General features: G+C 34.8%; 22 protein-coding genes. 11 read left to right on the plus strand and 11 right to left on the minus strand.

Annotation, left to right across the window (positions count from 1 at the left end; translation table 11 throughout):
* The first annotated feature begins 18 nt into the window (after nucleotides 1-18).
* The 3 genes from H599_RS0104220 to H599_RS0104230 all read left to right on the plus strand — a co-directional run bounded on the left by H599_RS0104220 (nucleotide 19) and on the right by H599_RS0104230 (nucleotide 3,404).
* Complete coding sequence (locus tag H599_RS0104220; protein WP_026712983.1) at nucleotides 19-798, plus strand: tetratricopeptide repeat protein; 780 nt, start codon at nucleotides 19-21, stop codon at nucleotides 796-798.
* 82 nt (nucleotides 799-880) lie between these two features.
* Nucleotides 881-2,632 carry a BatD family protein gene (locus tag H599_RS0104225; protein ID WP_026712984.1) on the plus strand — a complete coding sequence of 584 codons (1,752 nt, stop codon included), beginning with the start codon at nucleotides 881-883 and terminating at the stop codon, nucleotides 2,630-2,632.
* Between the two features lie 28 nt (nucleotides 2,633-2,660).
* On the plus strand, nucleotides 2,661-3,404 hold the full coding sequence (locus H599_RS0104230; RefSeq protein WP_026712985.1) for a tetratricopeptide repeat protein: 744 nt from the start codon (nucleotides 2,661-2,663) through the stop codon (nucleotides 3,402-3,404).
* 42 nt (nucleotides 3,405-3,446) lie between these two features.
* Here H599_RS0104230 and H599_RS0104235 read toward each other — a convergent pair whose 3' ends face one another.
* Nucleotides 3,447-3,983 carry a CvpA family protein gene (locus H599_RS0104235; protein ID WP_316930435.1) on the minus strand — a complete coding sequence of 179 codons (537 nt, stop codon included), beginning with the start codon at nucleotides 3,981-3,983 and terminating at the stop codon, nucleotides 3,447-3,449.
* A 90-nt stretch (nucleotides 3,984-4,073) separates the two neighbouring features.
* Here H599_RS0104235 and H599_RS0104240 point away from each other — a divergent pair, with 90 nt between their 5' ends.
* From H599_RS0104240 to H599_RS0104255, 4 genes are all read left to right on the plus strand, one after another.
* Complete coding sequence (locus H599_RS0104240; protein WP_026712987.1) at nucleotides 4,074-4,430, plus strand: hypothetical protein; 357 nt, start codon at nucleotides 4,074-4,076, stop codon at nucleotides 4,428-4,430.
* A gap of 136 nt (nucleotides 4,431-4,566) precedes the next feature.
* Nucleotides 4,567-5,586 (plus strand): phenylalanine--tRNA ligase subunit alpha, encoded by a 1,020-nt coding sequence (pheS, locus tag H599_RS0104245; RefSeq protein ID WP_026712988.1) that lies wholly within the window; start codon nucleotides 4,567-4,569, stop codon nucleotides 5,584-5,586.
* Between the two features lie 76 nt (nucleotides 5,587-5,662).
* On the plus strand, nucleotides 5,663-6,070 hold the full coding sequence (locus tag H599_RS0104250) for a hypothetical protein (protein ID WP_026712989.1): 408 nt from the start codon (nucleotides 5,663-5,665) through the stop codon (nucleotides 6,068-6,070).
* Between the two features lie 112 nt (nucleotides 6,071-6,182).
* Entirely contained in the window at nucleotides 6,183-6,464 is a 282-nt protein-coding gene (locus H599_RS0104255; protein ID WP_026712990.1) for a hypothetical protein, read from the plus strand.
* A gap of 457 nt (nucleotides 6,465-6,921) precedes the next feature.
* On the opposite strand, the gene H599_RS0104260 is transcribed toward H599_RS0104255, so the two are convergent.
* From H599_RS0104260 to H599_RS0104270, 3 genes are all read right to left on the minus strand, one after another.
* Nucleotides 6,922-7,917, minus strand: coding sequence for an NAD(P)H-dependent glycerol-3-phosphate dehydrogenase (locus H599_RS0104260; RefSeq protein ID WP_026712991.1), 996 nt, complete (start codon nucleotides 7,915-7,917; stop codon nucleotides 6,922-6,924).
* 266 nt (nucleotides 7,918-8,183) lie between these two features.
* Nucleotides 8,184-9,347 (minus strand): iron-containing alcohol dehydrogenase, encoded by a 1,164-nt coding sequence (locus tag H599_RS0104265; RefSeq protein ID WP_026712992.1) that lies wholly within the window; start codon nucleotides 9,345-9,347, stop codon nucleotides 8,184-8,186.
* 1 nt (nucleotide 9,348) lies between these two features.
* On the minus strand, nucleotides 9,349-10,098 hold the full coding sequence (locus H599_RS0104270; protein ID WP_026712993.1) for a type 1 glutamine amidotransferase domain-containing protein: 750 nt from the start codon (nucleotides 10,096-10,098) through the stop codon (nucleotides 9,349-9,351).
* Nucleotides 10,099-10,183: 85 nt separating this feature from the next.
* On the opposite strand from H599_RS0104270, the gene H599_RS0104275 reads away from it, so the two are divergent.
* The gene (locus H599_RS0104275; RefSeq protein WP_026712994.1) at nucleotides 10,184-11,080 is read left to right on the plus strand and encodes a LysR family transcriptional regulator; all 897 of its coding nucleotides are present in this window, start codon (nucleotides 10,184-10,186) and stop codon (nucleotides 11,078-11,080) included.
* On the opposite strand, the gene nadD is transcribed toward H599_RS0104275, so the two are convergent.
* From nadD to H599_RS0104295, 4 genes are all read right to left on the minus strand, one after another.
* A complete protein-coding gene (nadD, locus tag H599_RS0104280; protein WP_026712995.1) occupies nucleotides 11,081-11,662 on the minus strand; it encodes a nicotinate (nicotinamide) nucleotide adenylyltransferase in 582 nt (193 codons plus the stop codon). It abuts the gene before it with no gap.
* Nucleotides 11,663-11,763: 101 nt separating this feature from the next.
* Nucleotides 11,764-12,336 (minus strand): guanylate kinase, encoded by a 573-nt coding sequence (gene gmk / locus H599_RS0104285; protein WP_026712996.1) that lies wholly within the window; start codon nucleotides 12,334-12,336, stop codon nucleotides 11,764-11,766.
* A gap of 118 nt (nucleotides 12,337-12,454) precedes the next feature.
* Complete coding sequence (locus H599_RS0104290; RefSeq protein WP_035141148.1) at nucleotides 12,455-13,315, minus strand: YicC/YloC family endoribonuclease; 861 nt, start codon at nucleotides 13,313-13,315, stop codon at nucleotides 12,455-12,457.
* Nucleotides 13,316-13,406: 91 nt separating this feature from the next.
* A complete protein-coding gene (locus tag H599_RS0104295; RefSeq protein WP_035141149.1) occupies nucleotides 13,407-13,763 on the minus strand; it encodes an arsenate reductase family protein in 357 nt (118 codons plus the stop codon).
* 82 nt (nucleotides 13,764-13,845) lie between these two features.
* Here H599_RS0104295 and H599_RS0104300 point away from each other — a divergent pair, with 82 nt between their 5' ends.
* Entirely contained in the window at nucleotides 13,846-14,301 is a 456-nt protein-coding gene (locus H599_RS0104300; protein ID WP_026712999.1) for a DinB family protein, read from the plus strand.
* Between the two features lie 58 nt (nucleotides 14,302-14,359).
* Here the strand turns inward: H599_RS0104300 and H599_RS0104305 are convergent, their stop codons facing one another.
* The 3 genes from H599_RS0104305 to H599_RS0104315 all read right to left on the minus strand — a co-directional run bounded on the left by H599_RS0104305 (nucleotide 14,360) and on the right by H599_RS0104315 (nucleotide 17,353).
* Nucleotides 14,360-15,217 (minus strand): MBL fold metallo-hydrolase, encoded by an 858-nt coding sequence (locus tag H599_RS0104305; protein WP_026713000.1) that lies wholly within the window; start codon nucleotides 15,215-15,217, stop codon nucleotides 14,360-14,362.
* Between the two features lie 103 nt (nucleotides 15,218-15,320).
* Nucleotides 15,321-16,391 carry a M48 family metallopeptidase gene (locus H599_RS0104310; RefSeq protein WP_026713001.1) on the minus strand — a complete coding sequence of 357 codons (1,071 nt, stop codon included), beginning with the start codon at nucleotides 16,389-16,391 and terminating at the stop codon, nucleotides 15,321-15,323.
* A gap of 2 nt (nucleotides 16,392-16,393) precedes the next feature.
* Nucleotides 16,394-17,353 carry a YjgN family protein gene (locus tag H599_RS0104315; protein WP_026713002.1) on the minus strand — a complete coding sequence of 320 codons (960 nt, stop codon included), beginning with the start codon at nucleotides 17,351-17,353 and terminating at the stop codon, nucleotides 16,394-16,396.
* Nucleotides 17,354-17,529: 176 nt separating this feature from the next.
* Here H599_RS0104315 and H599_RS0104320 point away from each other — a divergent pair, with 176 nt between their 5' ends.
* Both H599_RS0104320 and sufB read left to right on the plus strand, forming a co-directional pair.
* A complete protein-coding gene (locus H599_RS0104320) occupies nucleotides 17,530-17,859 on the plus strand; it encodes a HesB/IscA family protein (RefSeq protein ID WP_026713003.1) in 330 nt (109 codons plus the stop codon).
* A gap of 48 nt (nucleotides 17,860-17,907) precedes the next feature.
* Entirely contained in the window at nucleotides 17,908-19,356 is a 1,449-nt protein-coding gene (gene sufB / locus H599_RS0104325) for a Fe-S cluster assembly protein SufB (protein WP_026713004.1), read from the plus strand.
* Nucleotides 19,357-19,363: the final 7 nt, after the last annotated feature.

A 19,363-nucleotide genomic window follows, 5' to 3' on the forward strand; every position in this document is an offset into this window, starting at 1 on the left:
GAACATAAAAAAATGAAAATGGAGAATTGTAGCAAATACGGATTTACTTTTTTTACTTTCCTTTTTATCGGATTGGGAACTGCTATGGCGCAGCAAAAAGATAAGACCCTGCCTAAAGCTAATGAAGAATATGATCAAAATAAATATGCAGAGGCAGAAGCGGATTACAGAATATCAAATTCAAAATTTCCTAATCGTTCTGTGGCGCCTTACAATTTAGGAAATGCAATTTATAAGCAAAATCAAGCTTCAGAAGCTAAATATGCTTACGCAAAAGCACTAAAAAATGCCCGTTCGCGAGTTCAAAAACACAAGGCTTATCACAATTTAGGGAATGTGTTTATGAAGGAGAAGAATTATACAGAAGCCGTAGAAGCGTATAAAAATGCTTTGAGAAACGGCCCGGATGATGAAGAAACCAGATATAATTTTGCCTTAGCCAAAAAAATGCTGAAAGAAAATCCGCCTAAGGATAATAAGGACAAAAACGATAAGAATAAAGATAAAAACAAGGATAAGGACAAAGACAAAAATAATCAGGATAACAAAGATCAGAATAAGGATAACAAGGATAAAAACGATAAAAACAAAGACAAAAACGATCCTAATAAAGATAAAAAAGACGGTAAAGACAAACAGGATCAAAATCAGCAGCCAAAACCACAACCGGGTGGAATTTCTAAAGACCGCTTAGAGAATTTATTGGATGCGGTAAATAATGAAGAAAAGAAAATTCAGGATAAAGTAAAAGCCAGAAAAGAAAAAGGAAGACCTGTTCAAACCGATAAAGATTGGTAAAATTTAGTTTAATCGTTTAATCGCTTTTTGTATTTACAGAAATGATTAAACAATTAAGCAGTTAAACTATTTAAACAATTCGATGAAAAGATATTTAATTGTACTACTGTTAAGTTTTCAGGGACTTTGGGCTCAGGTGCATTTTGAGGCTAAGGTAAGCAAGAACACGTTGGGTCTTAACGAAAGACTTCGTATTGATTTTGTGATGAATATTGACGGAGATAATTTTGACGAACCTTCTTTTGAGGGTTTTCGGGTTATTGCAGGGCCGAGTCAGCAGGTAAGTCAGTCCTGGATTAATGGAAAAAGTTCGTTTGAAAAAATCTATTCCTATTATCTGATGCCGGAACGAAAAGGAAGTTTGTTAATTAAACAGGCAACTATTGAGTACAATGGTCAGGTGTATAAAACGTCTCCGGTTAGAGTAACCGTTACTAATGCTGTCGAACAGCCTAAAGATCCAAATGATATTAGTGTTTCTGTAGATGACAATTTGTATTTGGTTGCCGATATTTCGAAAACCAATCCTTATGTAAATGAGCCTATAACGGTAGTTTACAAACTGTATTTTAGTTACAATATCGGAATTAAGAATTTTAGAGAATTGAGTAAACCAAAATACAATGATTTTTGGAGTCAGAATATTGAAATCAGGCAATTAGTTCCTGAAGAAGGCATGTTCAAGGGCGAAAAGTTTCGTTATGTAGTGTTGAAAAAAACGGTCTTATATCCTCAAAAATCCGGAAAATTATCCATAGAACCACTTTCGATGGATATTGATGTTGAGTTACCTACGAATCGTAGAAATATGTTTGGACAAATGTTGTTGAAGGAAGACAGTAAAAGAGTTTCGGCCGGAGCCAGAACTATTGCTGTAAAAGCTTTGCCTGAAGCCGGAAAACCGGAAGATTTTACAGGTGCAGTAGGTAGTTTTGATTTTAGAGTAGCTCCAAGTAAAACCGTTCTGAAAAGTGGAGAAAGTCTGGATTTAGTGGTAAGTGTGGCCGGAAAAGGAAATTTAAAATTATTCAATTTACCTAAACCGGTAGTCCCTAATGCACTCGAAATGTATGATGCGGTGCATAATGAGCAAGTGAATACACCACTTTCCGGAATGTCCGGAAAAATATCCGACAGTTATACGATTATTCCGCAATACAAAGGGGAATATCCTATCAAACCAATGCAGTTTTCGTATTTCGATTTAAATTCAGGAAGGTATAAAACTGTAAGTTCTCAGGAAATTATTGTCAAAGTGCTTGACGGTCCAACGGCTGTGGCAAGTGCTACACCAAATTCCGGAGTGGCTAAAAACAAGGTGGTTGCCAATGAGCAATTTCAGTATATCAAATTGAAAACCGATTTGAAACCAATTAAGGCTAAAGATTTTTTTGGATCTAAATTATTCTATAGCTTATTGCTGATTCCTTTTGGATTGTTACCAATAATTGTATTGGCTAAGAAGAAAAAAGAAGCGATTGACGGCGATGTTGTGGGGAACAGAATCAAGAGAAATAACCGACTGGCGAAGAAATATTTATCGGAAGCTAAAAAACAAATTAACAACAAAGAACCGTTTTATGTGGCTTTGGAAAAAGCGATGCACAATTTCTTAAAAGCAAAATTACATATCGAAACTTCTGAAATGAGTAAGGAAAATATCAAAGAAATTTTGTTGTCTAAAAAAGCAAATCCGGAATCAGTAAACGAGTTTATTGCTCTGACTGAAAACTGTGAAATTGCAAGATACGCACCTTCGTCGAGTGCGACAATTCATAATGATTATGAAAAAGCGGTTATGATAATTTCTGATTTGGAAAAACAACTTTCTTAATTTGTTTAAACACAAAGAACACAAAATAATGAAGAAGATACTTTATATATTATTATTGGTAAGTCAGTTTTTCTTTGCTCAGGAAGCTTTTGACAAAGGAAATGAGCTGTATAAAAATGGTAAATACGAACAGGCGATTGCTGCTTATAATTCGGTGTTGAGTACTAAGCAGCATTCGGCGGAATTGTATTTTAATTTAGGAAATTGCTATTATAAACTTAACAAGGTTGCGCCGGCTATTTATAATTATGAAAAAGCTCTGGTTTTGAATCCGAATGATGGCGATATTCAGAATAATTTAAAATTTGCTCAAAAACGCACCGTTGACGAAATCAAAGTGGTTCCAAAAGTAGGTTTTGCCAAGTTATTGCGTGATTTTACAGGAATGTATCATTACAACAGTTGGGCGTGGATTGCCGTAGCTTTTTCGGTATTGTTTTTAATCTGTTTTTTGGGCTATTATTTTTCAGCTTTAACATTAAATAAAAGGCTGTTCTTTTTCGGAATGTTTGTAATGTTAGTAGCTGTAGCGATAAGTGTTTCTTCGGCTGCTTTTGAAAAAAGTTATTTTAAAAAGGAAAGACCGGCGATTGTTTTTGCCGAAATGACCGAAGTAAAAAGTGAACCGCAAAAAATGGGTGCGGATGTCGTGGTGTTGCACGAAGGAACCAAAGTTTTTGTCAAAGAAACTGTTGATAATTGGAAAAAAGTACAATTAACTGACGGAACCGAAGGCTGGATTGACAATGAGGCCATTCGGGAAGTGAAATAAATTGCAGATTTCTGTTAATGGTGACTGAACACTGAATACGGATTACTGATCACTTTTTTTCAAATCACCGTACCATTTTGCAATGGAAGGATACATAAAAACGGCTGTTTTTTGAATCGGATAGTAAAATATGGATTTGTCCAGTGTTTCTTTTTTAGCAAAAAAATGATTGTGATTGATTTTTTCGAAAATAGTAAAAATCATCCCCACGATTAAAACGGTTTTTAGCACCCGAAATAATCCTCCGCCTAATTTGTTAATCCATCCCAGGAAAGCAAAATCAACCAGTCCGGTTAGGATTTTGGCTAAAAAATGAATGCCAATAACAACAGCTAAGAAAGTCAGGATAAAGGCAAAAATCTGAATACTGTTTGGATTCCAGTGAACGTGATTGGCAAGAATATCTTTGGTAACAACCGAGAATTTTACGGCAAAATAAACCCCAACCAGCAACGAAAGAAAGGATGCTAATTCGATAAAAAGTCCGTTAGCAATTCCTTTGTATAAAGCAAAGGCGAGTAATGCGCCTAAAATAATATCTAAAAACCCCATAAAATAAGAGAATAGTATAAAGAGCAAAGATAAAAGAATTATGTTGGTATCTTTGCCGGAAATAATTTTATGTTTTATGAACTCATAACTCATAACTCATAACTCATAACCCAAAAGATGTCAAGAGATATAAAACTTAAAGAGCGTTGGGAAAAGCTCGTCGATATACTTTCAAACCAATTTTCGCAGGGAGAAGATTTGGATTTGGACGCCATTATTTTTCTAATTGGAGTTCAGGAATTAGGGAAATTACATCGGGAATTTAAAAAAGATGAAAAAGTAAACCTGATGCATATTGCCATTTGCCGTTTGCTGGAGCCTTATGGTTATTACGAATTTGATTTTTTTGACGCCGAAGGCTGGCCGCATTACAAAGTAAAAGAACAATTACCTTCGTTAAAAGCCGGGGAACAATCGGTTTTGATGAAGGAAGCCATTGTGAATTATTTTATCGGGAAAGAACTTATTGATTGATGATTGCAGAGTAACGATTGTAGACCCGAGCGATAGGAACGTGCGAAGCATTTTAGATTTGCTTTAAAAACTCATAACTCATAACCCATAACTCACAACTTTTACTTAAATTTGCACTCTCAATTATTGGACGAAAATGATAGATAAGATTAAAGAATATATTGGTGAAGCACAGGCTTTTTCTACTCATGATACAGCCGAATTAGAATCATTCAGAATTAAATTTTTAGGAAGTAAAGGAATCTTAAAAGAGTTTTTTGCTGAATTTAAAAATGTGCCTAACGAACAAAAAAAGGAATTTGGTCAGGTAATCAATTTGCTTAAAACTTCTGCTGAAGACAAAGTAAAATCCATCCAGGAAGCTTTAGAAAGTAAGGAAGAAGCTAAAGGGGTTTATGGCGATTTGACCCGTGCTGCCGAGCCGGTGACTATTGGTTCTCGTCATCCGATTTCGATTGTGAAAAACCAAATTATCGATATTTTTTCAACTATCGGGTTCAATGTTTCTGAAGGTCCGGAAATCGAGGACGACTGGCATAATTTTACCGCATTAAACCTGCCAGAATACCATCCGGCGCGAGATATGCAGGATACTTTTTTCATTCAGACTAATCCTGATATTTTATTGCGTACCCACACTTCGTCGGTGCAGGTACGTTATATGGAAAACAATAAACCGCCTATCAGAACGATTTCACCGGGACGTGTTTTTCGTAATGAAGCCGTTTCATCCCGTTCACACTGTATTTTTCATCAGGTGGAAGGTTTGTATATTGACAAAGAGGTTTCTTTTGCTGATTTGAAACAGACGCTTTTGTATTTTACTAAAGAGATGTTCGGAAAATCTAAAATCCGTTTGCGTCCTTCTTATTTTCCGTTTACGGAACCAAGTGCCGAAATTGATATTTACTGGGGGTTAAAAACTGAAACCGATTACAGAATTACCAAAGGAACAGGTTGGTTAGAAATTGGTGGTTGCGGAATGGTAGATCCAAATGTTTTGAAAAACTGCGGCATTAACCCTGAAGAATACAACGGATTTGCTTTTGGAATGGGAGTAGAGCGTATTGCGATGTTGTTATACCAAATTGGCGATATCCGTATGTTTTATGAAAACGATGTACGTTTCTTAGAGCAGTTTAAATCAATAATATAATTTAAGTCGAAAGTCAAAAGTCAAAAGTCTCAAAGTTTGGGACTTTTGACTTTTGACTTTATAATTTTTGACTACGATGAAAAAAGACATAACAATCCCCGAAGTAGAAAACGTATTTATTGCCGCTGTTCAGGAATGGAGCGACGATTTTATGGAGAAAGTGTGGTATGCTTATTTAGTCAACGACAGTGATTTCAATATTGAAAGTGCGATGGTGGTTTCTAAAGCTTTTGGGACTATCGATGGAGAAATGAAGAAGACCTCAATTTTGCGTCATGCTTTTGTAGAAGTTCCTGCTGTTTCAGTAATAAAAATTGAAATGATTGAAAAAAGTCTTCTGGCATTGAACAACGAATTCATGCTGACTTATTTCATTGGAAACACATTATACGACAAGAAATTTATCTTTAAAGCGAATTCCATTAACGAAAACAACACCGAAGAGGTGCCTATTTTATTTGTAGATGGGGTGATTGTGAGATAGACTTTTTCTTAAAAATAATAACCGCAAATTCGCAGATTTTTAATGTGAGTTTGCGGTTTTTTTATTGAGTATTTTGTAAGTATATTTTTTATATTTGAGTTAAAATAATACTATGAATTTCTATAAAAATGTTATTGTAATATTTACTTTGTTCTTTTTAATATCTTGTGAAAAATTTTACATTTCTTCGATTGTAAATGACTCAAAAAATAAAATTACAGTTAATGTGAAAATTGATAATGAGGCTGTTAATAAAAAACGTAAAAAATATTTAGAAAAAGGTTATGAATTTAATGAAGAAAATCCTAAAGATTATAAAATTGAGATTAATCCATCAAACTCATATGATCTCGATGGGCGAATGCATGTTAAACCTGACTTTTACGACATATAGGAAATAGAAATTTATTCAGGAGATACATTAATTTTAAAATGCAGAAGGGACCAAATGCAAAAACTTTTTTCAACTGAATCAGCTGGGCGTTTAGATCTGATAATTAATTAAATCCAAAACAATTTTGTTATTTCTGATAAAATGCTCGTTATTCATTAGAAATAATCGCAAATCCTAAGAAATTAATCTGCGAATTTGCGGTTATCCCTTTCGTGCGCTAATCCTTTCACTTTCTAAACATTATATTCTCACGCAGATTCTACAGATTTTAGCAGATTTTTTATAATAGTTTATCTGCTTAAATCTGCAAAATCTGCGTGCTTGTTTAAAAGAGATACATTTATAAAAACAAAACCGCAAATTCACTTATTATAATTTGCGACCCGAGCGATAGCGAATAGGCGAAGCAATTTGCGGTTACTCTCGTTATGTGATTGCTTCGTTCCTCGCAATGACATTAATCCAGTTTCTCAGTCAGTTTTTTAAATACGGTTCTGGCATTTTTGCCTTGGTATAATACCTCGTGAACGGCATCTATAATTGGTGTTTTGGCACCATAACCCTGATTGAGTTTGTAAGCGCTTTTAGTGGCATAATAACCTTCGGCAACCATGCTCATTTCCATCATGGCGCTTTTTACAGTGTAGCCTTTTCCAATCATGTTTCCGAACATTCTGTTTCTTGAAAACACCGAATAACCCGTTACTAATAAATCGCCCAGATAAGCCGAATCATTGATGTTGCGTTTCATTTTGTGTACTTTTCGAATGAATTTCTTCATCTCACGAATGGCATTACTCATCAACACCGATTGGAAGTTATCGCCATAACCCAAGCCGTGAGCAATTCCGGCAGCGATGGCATAAATATTTTTAAGCATGGCCGCATATTCCGTTCCAATGATGTCATCGGTAATTTTGGTTTTGATGTAATTGCTGTTGAGACTTTTGGCAACTGTTTTGGCTTTTTCAGGATCGCCGCAGGCAATTGTTAAGTATGACAAACGTTCTAATGCCACCTCTTCGGCGTGACAAGGTCCTGTGATTACACCGATATTGTAATACGGAATTTCGTATTGAAAATGGAAATGTTCGCCAACAATTAAACTTGTTTCCGGAACAATTCCTTTGATGGCCGAGAAAATAATTTTGTCTTTAAGAGAAACGCTAAGTTGTTGCAATTCGGCATCTAAAAAAGCCGAAGGAATAGCAAAGACAACATAGTCAGCATAAGCTACAGCTTCGTTGATATCATTAGTTAGCAGTAGTTTTTTGGTGTCAAATTCAACCGAACTGATGTAGTTTGGGTTGTGTTTGTATTTTTTGATGTGTTCAATCGCTGATTCATTTCGCATATACCAGGCCACTTCATCAAGATTAGCACAGAGCATTTTTGTAATAGCTGTTGCCCAACTTCCGCCACCAATTACTGCAAACTTTTTATTTTGATCCATCTTTTGTTAGAATTTATTCAAAAATACTTAAAAATGCAGTAATGAAACAAGATTAATCGTTTTTTAGTGTGTGGTTGTTGGTGAAAAAATTTTATTTTTTTTTATTTTTTTATAATAAAGGTTTATTTTTTTTCGTTGTAAGTTTCTGTATATAAATAATTTGTGTTTTTCTAATATTGTTAGAATTAGTTAATTTAGTTTTGGTGTTATGAAAAAGGCGTCTTCAAAAAATGTAGACGCCTTTTTTTGTGTTTTGTAGAGTATTTTTAGTAACTCATTTCAACAATTGCTTTTACTTTTTCGAGCGTAACCTGTTGGTTTTCTCCCAATCCTTTCCAGCCTCTTTCTTCAAATCGGTTTACGATAAAATCGGCGGTTTTTGTATAATCATCGGTGTATTGAGATAATTTGGTATCCATGCCCATTTGGTGGAAAAAGGCAACCGTTTTATTAATCGCTTCCTGAGCAATTTCTTCTTCGGTACCGTTTAAATTAAAAATACGTTTTCCGTATTGCGCCAGTTTTGCTTTTTTGGTTTCAAACAAAACCTGATATAAATTAGGGCCAATAATAGCTAAAGTTCGGGCGTGATCTATGTGGTATAAAGCCGTTAATTCGTGACCAATCATGTGCGTGGCCCAGTCGCCGGGAACACCTTTTTGGATCAATCCGTTCAGTGCCATGGTACAGCACCACATAAAATTAGAAGCCAGAGCGTAATTATTTGGATTTTCGACTACTTTTGGACCAACCTCGATTAAAGTTTGCAAAATTCCCTCTGAAATTCTGTCTTGTAAATAAGCATCGTGTGGATAAGTTAAATATTGCTCCATCACGTGGGTAAAGGCATCAACCACTCCGTTTTGTAATTGTCTTTTGGGTAAAGACTGAATCACGGTTGGGTCGCAAACAGAGAATTTTGGAAATAAGGCACTTCCGCCTAAAGTTAATTTTTCCTGCGTGGCTGCGATGGTTACCACCGCTCCGGAATTCATCTCAGAACCGGTTGCCGGAAGGGTAAGAACGGTTCCAAAAGGCACCACATTTTCGCCTTCTTTGAATAAAATTCTTTTTTGTAGAATTTCAATCGGATTGCCATTGTAATGTACTGCCGCCGAAATAAATTTCACACCGTCAATTACCGAACCACCGCCAACAGCCAGAATAAAATCAATGTTTTGTTCTTTGATAATCGCTACGGCTTTCATCAGAGTTTCAAAATGCGGATTGGGTTCAATGCCGCCAAATTCTACAATTTCAAATCCTTTGAGATTGTTGGTTACTTGTTGGTGGATTCCGTTTTTAAAAATGCTTCCGCCGCCGTAAGCCAGTAGAATTTTAGCGCTTTTTGGAACTAATTCCGATAATTTTTCTATTTGTCCTTTACCAAAAACCAGTTTGGTTGGATTGTATAATTCGAAGTTGAGCATATTAATTTTTGTTGTTTAATTGACCTAATAATTTTTGTGCTACCAGTTTTGAAGAAGCTGGATTTTGTCCTGTGATTAATAAACCATCTTCTATAGCATAGGGTTGCCAATTATCGGTTTTTGAATAAATTCCTCCGTGAGCTTGTAGCACTTCTTCCAGTAAAAACGGAACGACATTAGTCAATCCTATCGCAGCTTCTTCCGTATTTGAGAATCCGGTTATTTTTTTACCTTTTACTAAATAATTACCTTTTACTTTTACATCTTTAAGTACAGCAGGAGCATGGCAAACAAAAGCTACAGGCTTGTTATGGGTGTAAAAAGATTCAATTAATTTGATAGAGTGTTTGTCCTGAGTCAAATCCCATAACGGACCATGTCCTCCGGGATAAAAAACAGCATCATAATCAGCTTCTTTTACATTGGCTAATTTTAGAGTGTGTTTTAGTTTGTTTAATAATGCAGTGTCGGCATCCAATCTTTTAGTGTCTTCAGTTGCCGAAGCAGGATCAGCACTTCTTGGATCAATTGGGGGTTGACCTCCCAGAGGAGTTGCAATGTCAATTTGGATTCCTTTGTCTGCTAATTCATAGTAAGGAGCTGCAAATTCTTCTGTCCAAAAACCTGTTTTTTCTCCTGTGTTTCCTAATTTGTCATGACTGGTAAGGACAAATAATACTTTTTTTTGAGCAAAAGCTGAACTGTTGAATATTGTAAATGCTATAATTACAAAGAATGTTATTTTTTTCATAAGATTTATTTTTAGGCGAATTTACGACCAAAGTGATATTTGTAAAAATAAATTAAACTATGTTTGTGATAAAAATATTTATATCATGGTGAATTTAGAATGGTACAGGACTTTTAAATCGGTGTATAAAAACGGAAATTTTTCAGTGGCTGCCAAAGAGTTGTTTATTAGCCAGCCGGCAGTTAGTCAACAAATAGCAATGTTGGAAGCACATGTGGGATATAAATTATTTAATCGAAAATCGAAAGGAGTTGAGGCAACAGAATATGCCAAGTTACTTAACAACTTAATTATTGACGCATTGGATCGTTTGGAAAATATTGAAAATGGATTTAGATCTAAGGCTCAGAATTCAAAACGACTAATCTCTGTTGGAATTTCAAAAAACCTGTTTAGCAGTTTAGGAAATAGTTTGATTTCAAAATTTGATTTTATCGACTTTACATTTTCTGAAAATGAGATGCTTTTTGAATTGATAGATTCTAAAAAGCTTGATTTTGCAATTGTTTCCAAACGATTTGATACTTTCGATACCGTTTATGAATTGGTGGGAAAAATTAAATTAGTTATGGTAACTTCTCTACAACAGGAAGTAGCTACATTTCATGAAAAATTAAAATCAGATAATCTCACCGAAATAGAGCAATGGTTAAATGAGCAAAAATGGTATAGCCATGATGCAAGAATACCTCATATTAAATTGTTTTGGTTGCACGCATTTAATAAAAAAAGACCATCCATGATTGCTAATTATATTATTCCTTCTGTTTACGAAATGCTTGAAATATTATCGAAAAATTCAGGTATTGCAATCACCTGGAATTGTAATGCGAATCAATTTATTAAAGAGAATAAATTAAAATTGTTGTGGGAAAATGAAAAGATGCCTGATGTAGATGTGTTTTTATTAACGGCAAAAAATAATAATCTGAATTCTTTTTTTGAAATAATTTCTAACAAATTAAAAGAAGCTTTAGCTTAGTTATTTCTTGTAAAACAAATTGTGGTCGATGTATTCCCAGACTTTTTCGGTTAATAACGGACGAATGTTTTTGCCTGATTTGATGTTATTTCGAATAAAAGTCGAAGAAATCTCTACAACAGGAGCATCGATAAGATGTATTTTTGGGTGATTTTTAAGTTCAATATTTTCGACTTCTGACGAAATACGCGGATACACATAAATGTCGTGATGTTCTAAAATAGCTTCGTAGTTTTTCCATTTGTGAAACGATTTCAGATTGTCTTCACCCATAATCAGGGAAAACTCGTGACTGGGATATTTCTCTTCCAAATGCACCAGCGTGTTCACGGTATAGTTTGGTTGCGAAAGTTTGAATTCGATGTCTGAAGGTTTGAGTTTTGGATAATCTTCCGTAGCTAAAAAAACCATTTGCAGGCGGTGGTAGTCGTCCAGTAAAGTGCTTTTTTTCTTTAACGGATTGTGTGGTGTAACCACCAGCCAAATTTGGTCTAAATCGGTATGCTCCGCCATGTGATTAGCAATAATCAAATGCCCCACATGAATGGGGTTGAAGGTTCCGAAATACAGTCCGATTTTCATATTATTTTGTTTCGCAAAGATTCGCAAAGACTTTCAGGAAGATACACAAAGTTTTTTGTGTATCTCTGTGTTTTCTCTTAGCGAATCTTTGTGTAATAACTCTATTTGTTCACAAAATCTTTTACCAATTGAGTAGCTTCTTCCAAAGCTACTTCCAAATCATAATTTTTAATAATTACATCAAATTGCGGAGCGGTAGCCAGTTCTACGTGCGCTTTGGCAATACGCATATTGATTTTGTCCTCGCTTTCGGTAGAGCGCTCTTTTAAGCGACGTTTTAATTCGTCCACACTCGGTGGTTTTACAAAAACAGCCAAAGTTTCTTCAGGAAATTTATGTTTGATACGCAAACCTCCGGCAACATCAATGTCAAAAATCACATTTTTGCCCAATGCCCAAATGCGTTCTACTTCACTTTTTAGAGTTCCGTAAAAATTATCTCTGTACACTTCTTCCCATTCTACGAAATCTTCGTTTTTGATATGGTTTTTGAATTCCTCCAAAGAGATAAAATAATAATCCTTACCATTTACTTCTTCACCTCTGGCTGCACGTGTTGCTGCCGAGATAGAAAACTCCAGATTTAAGTCGGCTTGTTTTAGTAAATGTTTAACTATAGTTGTTTTCCCCGAACCTGATGGCGCCGAGAATACGATTAATTTTCCTTTTTTCATTGTCTGCTGAATAATTGAGTTCAGTTTTTTTGCCACTAATTCACAAATGATTTTTGAATAATTTGGTGAAATTCACTAAAACCAAATTGATTCTAATTCGTGTATTCGTGGCTATATATTACAACACGTTTAAAACCTGCTCTTTAATTTTTTCCAATTCGTCCTTCATCATCACGACTAATTTTTGCATTTGTGCGTGATTGGATTTAGAACCCATAGTGTTGATTTCGCGACCCATTTCCTGAGTGATGAAACCCAGTTTTCTACCATTGGCTTCTGTTCCGTTTAAGGTTTCCAGGAAATAATCCAAATGGTTTGTCAAACGTACTTTTTCTTCAGTAATGTCTAATTTTTCTAAATAATAGATTAATTCCTGTTCGAAACGGTTTTGGTCAACGTTGGCTTCTAATTCTGAAATTGCAGTTTGCAAACGGTCTTTGATATTTTGAATGCGCTCTGGATCTAAAGCCAGTGTATCATTCATGTATTGACGGATATTGGCAATACGCAATTGGAACTCTTTTTCCAGTGAAAGTCCTTCATCTTTTCTAAAAGAGCGAATGTTGTTCAGACTTTCATCGATGCTGTTTTTTATCTGAGCCCATTCGTTTAAGTCAATTTCTTCTCTTTCCACTTTTAGAGTGTCCGGCATTCGAACGGCCATTTTCATCAATTCGGTTTCATCAGCATCAATATAAATTTCTCTAAGTTGTGCGATGTAAGCTTTTACGATAGGTACATTGACTTTAGTCGAAGTTTGTTCGGCAGTATTTTCGATATAAATTGAAAAATCTACTTTTCCTCTTTCCAGTGCGGCGGCAATTTGGGTGCGTAAACCTAATTCCATTTCACGGTATAAGGAAGGGATTCTAACGTTTAGGTCTAAGCCTTTGCTGTTTAAAGATTTAACTTCAACGGTAATTTTCTTGGTTGGTAACTGCAAAGTAGCCTTACCAAAACCGGTCATTGATTGTATCATATCATTTTTTAAAAGGTGGTCAAAGATAGGAAAAAGTTCGCAGTAGTCAGTTTTCAGTTAGCAGCTTAAAGAAGGATATCTCGTAATGAGATTATTTTGTCAATGCCTGAATTACATTTTCAACATTTTGTTTGCTGTTGCCAATGTAAATTTTGCCATCAATAATAAAAACAGGTCGGCTTAAAAAAGTATAATGTTCCAAAATATATTTCTTAAAATCAGCTTCAGTTAAGTTTTGGTCTTTTAATCCCAATGATTTATACAGCTGTGCTTTTTTGCTGAAAAGCGCTTCGTAGCTCCCTGAAAGTTGATGTATTTGCTCCAGTTCTTCAACGGTAATTGGAGTTTGTTTGATATCGTGAAGTTCCAGATTATGGTTTTCAGGTAAAGATTTGATAATTTTTCGACAAGTGTCGCAAGAGGATAAGTGATATATTTTATTCGTCATAATTTTGATTCTTTTATGCAAAGAAAAATCATTTGCGAGCTTAAATGCGTATTTTTACGCAAAATTTTACAAAAGCAATACAATGAAAGAGATTTTAGAGATTACTAAAACCAGTAGAAACATGGTTTCTAAATTGATTCAGGGTTACACTTTAGAGCAGTTGAACAAAGTTCCTGAAGGTTTTAATAACAATTTGATTTGGAACGTGGCGCATATCATCGTGACACAGCAGTTATTGGTTTATAAATTGGCGGGTTTGCCAATGATGATTTCGGAAGAATTAGTTGAAAAATATAGAAAAGGAACTAAAACAGAGCATCAGGCTACTCAGGAAGAAGTTGACGAAATTCTGTCTTTGTTGCATGCTACAGTTACGCAAACCGAGAAAGATATTGAAAATAATTTGTTCCAAAATTTCAACGAATATCCAACTTCTACCGGATTTGTACTAAAAAACAATCAGGATTCGATGGAGTTTAATAATTTTCACGAAGGACTTCATGTAGGTGTGATTATGTCGCTTCGAAAATTGGTGTAAAGCTAATTTTTTTCCAAAAAAACAGATAAAGAGTTCCTGAAACAGGAACTCTTTTGTTTTATAAAATGTCTGCACAGCTAAAAACTTCATTCAATCGAACTCCTTTTTCGGTGTGTTGTACTGTTATAATTTCGTTATGCGCATCATGCTCTAAAAACAGATAGTAATTATTGTCGGCGGCAGTATGCATGAATTTTGTTTTTTCATCCATTGTCAAAAGTGGTCTCGTGTCATAACCCATAACATAAGGAATCGGAATGTGTCCGGCGGTGGGTAATAAATCGGCGCAAAAAACAATGGTTTTTCCTTTGTATTGAATATGCGGAATCATTTGTTTTTCGGTATGACCATCCACAAAGAAAATCCCGAAATCCAGTGCTGATTTTTCCAGAAAATCACTGCTGTTTTTTGGAATAAAATGAAGTTGGCCGCTTTGCTGCATAGGTAAAATGTTTTCGGTCAGGAAAGATGCTTTTTCTCTGGAATTGGGTTCGGTTGCCCATTGCCAGTGATTTTCATTCGTCCAGAATTTAGCATTTTTAAAAGCTGGTTCGTAGCCTGTTTTATCTTTATTCCACTGAATAGCACCTCCGCAATGATCAAAATGCAAATGCGTCAAAAAAACATCAGTAATATCATCACGATGAAAGCCATATTTTGTCAATGAAGAGTCTAAAGAATGCGAACCCCAAAGCGAATAATAGCCAAAAAACTTTTCCGATTGTTTGTTTCCCATTCCGGTATCAATTAATATCAGCCGATTGCCGTCTTCAATCAGCAAACTTCGGGCTGCCATATCAATTAAATTATTGGTGTCGGCCGGATTGGTTTTGTTCCAAATGCTTTTGGGAACTACTCCAAACATGGCGCCTCCGTCCAATTTAAAATTTCCTGTTTCGATGGGATATAATTTCATTAAATTGTAAAATAAAAAATTCAACAATAAAACTACTAAATAATTGTAGTTTCATTGTTGAATCAGTATGATTTTTTTGTTGTAAATCTTAATTCAAAAATTATTATTGCTTCAATTTAGCAAATAAACTTTCTAATTGAGGATGGTTTATAGTTGTAATTTTTTGATTTTTAACCATTTTATCAATATACTCAATTCTATTTTCTGTTACCGGGTGCGAACTTAAAAATTCTGGAATCGAAACAAAATTATTCTGTTTTAATCGCTTGAATAAATTAGACATTCCCTGAGGATTTACCTTATTTGCTAACAATATTTTAAAACCATCGGCATCGGCCTGGCGCTCGAACTCTCTTGAAAAAGATAAAGATTGGAAACTATTTATATTGTCGCCAATTGTTGCCATAATTCCATTGGCATCTCCTAAAATTACCGAGATAAACAAATAACCAGACAAACTACGACAAAGCATTTTCATTGAATGCCGATTATTAACATGAGAAGCCTCATGACCTAATAATCCTACGAGTTCATTATAATTTTTCATTTCTTCGAGAATACCCGTAAAAACAACTATCCTTCCGTCTGGCAAAGCAAAAGCGTTGATTTCATCCGACTTTACAACAATAAACTTAAGATTTTTAGTGTTTTTAAGATTTAGTTGTTTGGCAAAATCATTCAATAATTTTGTTTTCTTCGAGTCGACATTCATGAAATACTCATTTCCTGCCCAGGCTGAGTTGCCTAATTTGTTATCATATTCCTCAGGTATTAAATTTACCGATTGTTCAGCTGCCCAGGGAATTACATAAACATAACACAAGCCAATAATCCCCAAAATTGCTAGAGCAATACCAAAATGAGCGGCAAATCCTAAATCCAGCAATTTTTGATACCAACTTATATGGCCGTTTTCTCTCCTAAAATGATGAATAGTATTGATAAAATGGTCATCTTTAATCTTGATATGCTGTATGACTTCAGAACCGTACTTTAAGTGGAGTCCTGTTGCTCTTTTGTCAAAAAAAACATCTTTAACGAGCCATTTACAATGTGTGCCATCGGACATCTGGAACTCTAAAGTTGCATTTAATTTATTCAACGACAACTCTATTTGTTGCGGAACCGATGAGTTACCATCGTAAAAAACGGCTGTAGTTTTATTATTCATCATTTTTACATTACACTGTCTAAGTTTAAGAAATCGCTTAAATCTTCACCTGTTGCATCTTTGTAATTTTCCTCTGTTTGAGTCAAAGTGTCTAAGTTAATATTTCCTTCGGCTTCAACATGTTCGAAAACAAATTTTAGCGTTCGGGTAACCACCCATGCATAGCCTAATCCTAGTGTGAAAATTAAAATTAAAAGATTTAATGTGATTAATTTAAAAAAATCTCCACCAGTTGCAGTTGAATTAAAACGAATTTTTCCATCTTCTCGGGTTAAACTTAAATTGTTTACATAATATTCAAACAAATCTTTTTGCCACCAGAAACCATAAATACCCAAAGTAACAATTGTTAATAAATAGCCTTTAATATTAAGTGCAAAATAATCGGTTCCATCACCGTCATATTCAAATTCTACATCACCAAAACGAACATTTCCTAATAAATAATTTCTCATATTCATAGCCATCCAGGGACCATAAATTCCTAAAGTAATAATGGTAAAGAAAATCCATTTAAAAAATAACAGGGTGAATTCTTTCCTGTCGCCTCGGTATCCAAAACGAATTCCTCTCCAGGAACTACGGGACATTCGGTAACGATAAGAACCGTGAATGGCAATAGGGAAAATTGCAATTAGTAACACGTAAAACAGTAAAAGCGCTGTTATTGGCATTTTTAAATAGATAAAAAGCCCTAAAACTCCATATAAAACTAAGAATATTAATATTGCCTTGAGAAAACCCTTAAACATTTCCTTTCCGGTTCCATGAAACTCAAAGGAATCATCGTTTAATGAGGTTGAATTGTAAATGTATTGTAGCTGTTTGGCTTTGGCCCAAGGATAATAAATCCCTAAAGTAACTACCGTTAATAGCCAATTAACAATAATGATTCCAAAGTAATCGCTTCCTTTTCCGTTATAATTTAAAGCATACTCTACTCTCTTTTCTAAAGACTTTTCCATAATTATTTAAGATTTTCTGGTTAAAAAAACAGGTTATAAAAATATAATATTTTTTTTACCAAACAGAAAAAATAAATAATATCTATTTCTATATTAGTTATAAAAATGTTATCCGCTATGGAATACCATTTTTATGCCTTATCTTTGCAGTTAATTTAGACAAAATCAACACAACAATGATAAAGGTTTCTGATACTGCCAAAAAGAAAATCATCGATTTGATGAAAGAGGATGGTTTTGATGCCGCTACAGATTATGTAAGAGTAGGTGTTAAAAGCGGCGGATGCTCGGGCTTATCTTATGAATTAAAGTTCGACAAAAACACAGGAGAAGATGATAAGATTTTTATAGACAATGACATAACAATTGCTGTAGAAAAAAAATCATTTTTATATCTGGCCGGAACAATTTTGGAATTTTCCGGAGGATTAAACGGTAAAGGATTTGTTTTTAACAATCCAAATGCAAGCAGAACCTGTGGCTGCGGGGAAAGTTTCTCTCTTTAATTTTTGAAGAGATATTCATCTTTAATTTTTCAATTTTAAATAAACAAAATGAGTAAATATACAGAAGACGATTTAAAAGTCGAACTCGAAACGAAAGAGTACGAGTACGGATTTTACACCAATTTAGAATCGGAGACGTTTCCTGTTGGGTTAAATGAAGACATTGTTCGTGCCATTTCACAAAAAAAAGGAGAACCACAATGGATGACCGACTGGCGCATTGAATCCTTCAAAGCCTGGGAAGAAATGACAGAACCGGAATGGGCTAATGTAAAATATACCAAACCGGATTTTCAGGCAATATCCTATTATTCGGCTCCTAAAAAAGTGGATCCAAATAAAACTTTGGACGATGTAGATCCGGAACTTTTAGAAATGTACAAAAAGTTAGGAATCTCTGTTGATGAGCAAAAAAAGATGAACAACATTGCGATGGATATTGTAGTGGATTCTGTTTCTGTGGCTACTACCTTCCAAAAAACATTAGCTGAGAAAGGAATTATCTTTATGAGTATTTCTGAAGCTATCAAAGAACACCCGGACTTAGTGCGTAAATATTTAGGAACTGTTGTTCCGCAAAAAGACAACTTTTATGCGGCTTTGAACTCGGCTGTTTTCTCTGACGGATCTTTTTGTTATATTCCAAAAGGCGTAAAATGTCCAATGGAACTTTCTACTTATTTCCGTATCAATCAGGCGGGAACAGGTCAGTTTGAAAGAACTTTGGTAATTGCCGATGAAGGAAGTTATGTTTCTTATTTAGAAGGTTGTACAGCGCCAAGTCGTGACGAAAATCAATTGCACGCTGCGGTAGTGGAATTAATTGCCTTGGACGATGCTGAAATTAAATATTCTACAGTTCAAAACTGGTTCCCTGGAAATAAAGAAGGAAAAGGTGGGGTTTTCAATTTTGTAACCAAAAGAGGTTTGTGTGAAACCAACGCTAAAATTTCCTGGACTCAGGTTGAAACAGGATCTGCAATTACATGGAAATATCCTTCTTGTGTATTAAAAGGAGACAATTCAGTAGGTGAATTTTATTCGATTGCGGTAACTAATAATTTTCAACAAGCGGATACGGGAACTAAAATGATTCATTTAGGTAAAAACACTAAATCGACGATTATTTCCAAAGGTATCTCAGCTGGAAAATCACAAAACAGTTACAGAGGTTTGGTACAAATTAGCCCAAGAGCTGAAAATGCCCGTAACTTCTCGCAATGTGACTCTTTATTAATGGGTAACAATTGCGGGGCGCATACTTTCCCTTATATTGAAAGTAAAAATCCATCAGCTAAAATCGAGCACGAAGCGACGACTTCAAAAATTGGTGAAGATCAGGTTTTTTATTGCAACCAACGCGGTATTCCAACTGAAAAAGCGATTGCGTTAATCGTAAATGGTTTCAGTAAAGATGTTTTGAACAAATTACCAATGGAATTTGCTGTTGAAGCTCAAAAATTATTAGAAATAAGTTTAGAAGGTTCAGTAGGATAACCAAAAA

The organism is Flavobacterium daejeonense DSM 17708 (assembly GCF_000425425.1).
GTDB lineage: Bacteria > Bacteroidota > Bacteroidia > Flavobacteriales > Flavobacteriaceae > Flavobacterium > Flavobacterium daejeonense.

Bases quoted from the DNA above. Each gene is read 5' to 3' on its own strand.
- gmk (WP_026712996.1), bottom strand. From the start codon at position 12,336: ATGAAAAAAGGAAAATTAATCGTATTCTCGGCGCCATCAGGTTCGGGG.
- H599_RS0104320 (WP_026713003.1), top strand. From the start codon at position 17,530: ATGATAAAGGTTTCTGATACTGCCAAAAAGAAAATCATCGATTTGATG.
- H599_RS0104270 (WP_026712993.1), bottom strand. From the start codon at position 10,098: ATGAAAAAAATAACATTCTTTGTAATTATAGCATTTACAATATTCAAC.
- pheS (WP_026712988.1), top strand. From the start codon at position 4,567: ATGATAGATAAGATTAAAGAATATATTGGTGAAGCACAGGCTTTTTCT.
- H599_RS0104240 (WP_026712987.1), top strand. From the start codon at position 4,074: ATGTCAAGAGATATAAAACTTAAAGAGCGTTGGGAAAAGCTCGTCGAT.
- H599_RS0104230 (WP_026712985.1), top strand. From the start codon at position 2,661: ATGAAGAAGATACTTTATATATTATTATTGGTAAGTCAGTTTTTCTTT.
- H599_RS0104260 (WP_026712991.1), bottom strand. From the start codon at position 7,917: ATGGATCAAAATAAAAAGTTTGCAGTAATTGGTGGCGGAAGTTGGGCA.
- H599_RS0104300 (WP_026712999.1), top strand. From the start codon at position 13,846: ATGAAAGAGATTTTAGAGATTACTAAAACCAGTAGAAACATGGTTTCT.
- H599_RS0104295 (WP_035141149.1), bottom strand. From the start codon at position 13,763: ATGACGAATAAAATATATCACTTATCCTCTTGCGACACTTGTCGAAAA.
- H599_RS0104220 (WP_026712983.1), top strand. From the start codon at position 19: ATGGAGAATTGTAGCAAATACGGATTTACTTTTTTTACTTTCCTTTTT.
- H599_RS0104265 (WP_026712992.1), bottom strand. From the start codon at position 9,347: ATGCTCAACTTCGAATTATACAATCCAACCAAACTGGTTTTTGGTAAA.
- sufB (WP_026713004.1), top strand. From the start codon at position 17,908: ATGAGTAAATATACAGAAGACGATTTAAAAGTCGAACTCGAAACGAAA.
- H599_RS0104250 (WP_026712989.1), top strand. From the start codon at position 5,663: ATGAAAAAAGACATAACAATCCCCGAAGTAGAAAACGTATTTATTGCC.
- nadD (WP_026712995.1), bottom strand. From the start codon at position 11,662: ATGAAAATCGGACTGTATTTCGGAACCTTCAACCCCATTCATGTGGGG.
- H599_RS0104255 (WP_026712990.1), top strand. From the start codon at position 6,183: ATGAATTTCTATAAAAATGTTATTGTAATATTTACTTTGTTCTTTTTA.
- H599_RS0104290 (WP_035141148.1), bottom strand. From the start codon at position 13,315: ATGATACAATCAATGACCGGTTTTGGTAAGGCTACTTTGCAGTTACCA.
- H599_RS0104225 (WP_026712984.1), top strand. From the start codon at position 881: ATGAAAAGATATTTAATTGTACTACTGTTAAGTTTTCAGGGACTTTGG.
- H599_RS0104315 (WP_026713002.1), bottom strand. From the start codon at position 17,353: ATGGAAAAGTCTTTAGAAAAGAGAGTAGAGTATGCTTTAAATTATAAC.
- H599_RS0104310 (WP_026713001.1), bottom strand. From the start codon at position 16,391: ATGATGAATAATAAAACTACAGCCGTTTTTTACGATGGTAACTCATCG.
- H599_RS0104305 (WP_026713000.1), bottom strand. From the start codon at position 15,217: ATGAAATTATATCCCATCGAAACAGGAAATTTTAAATTGGACGGAGGC.
- H599_RS0104275 (WP_026712994.1), top strand. From the start codon at position 10,184: ATGGTGAATTTAGAATGGTACAGGACTTTTAAATCGGTGTATAAAAAC.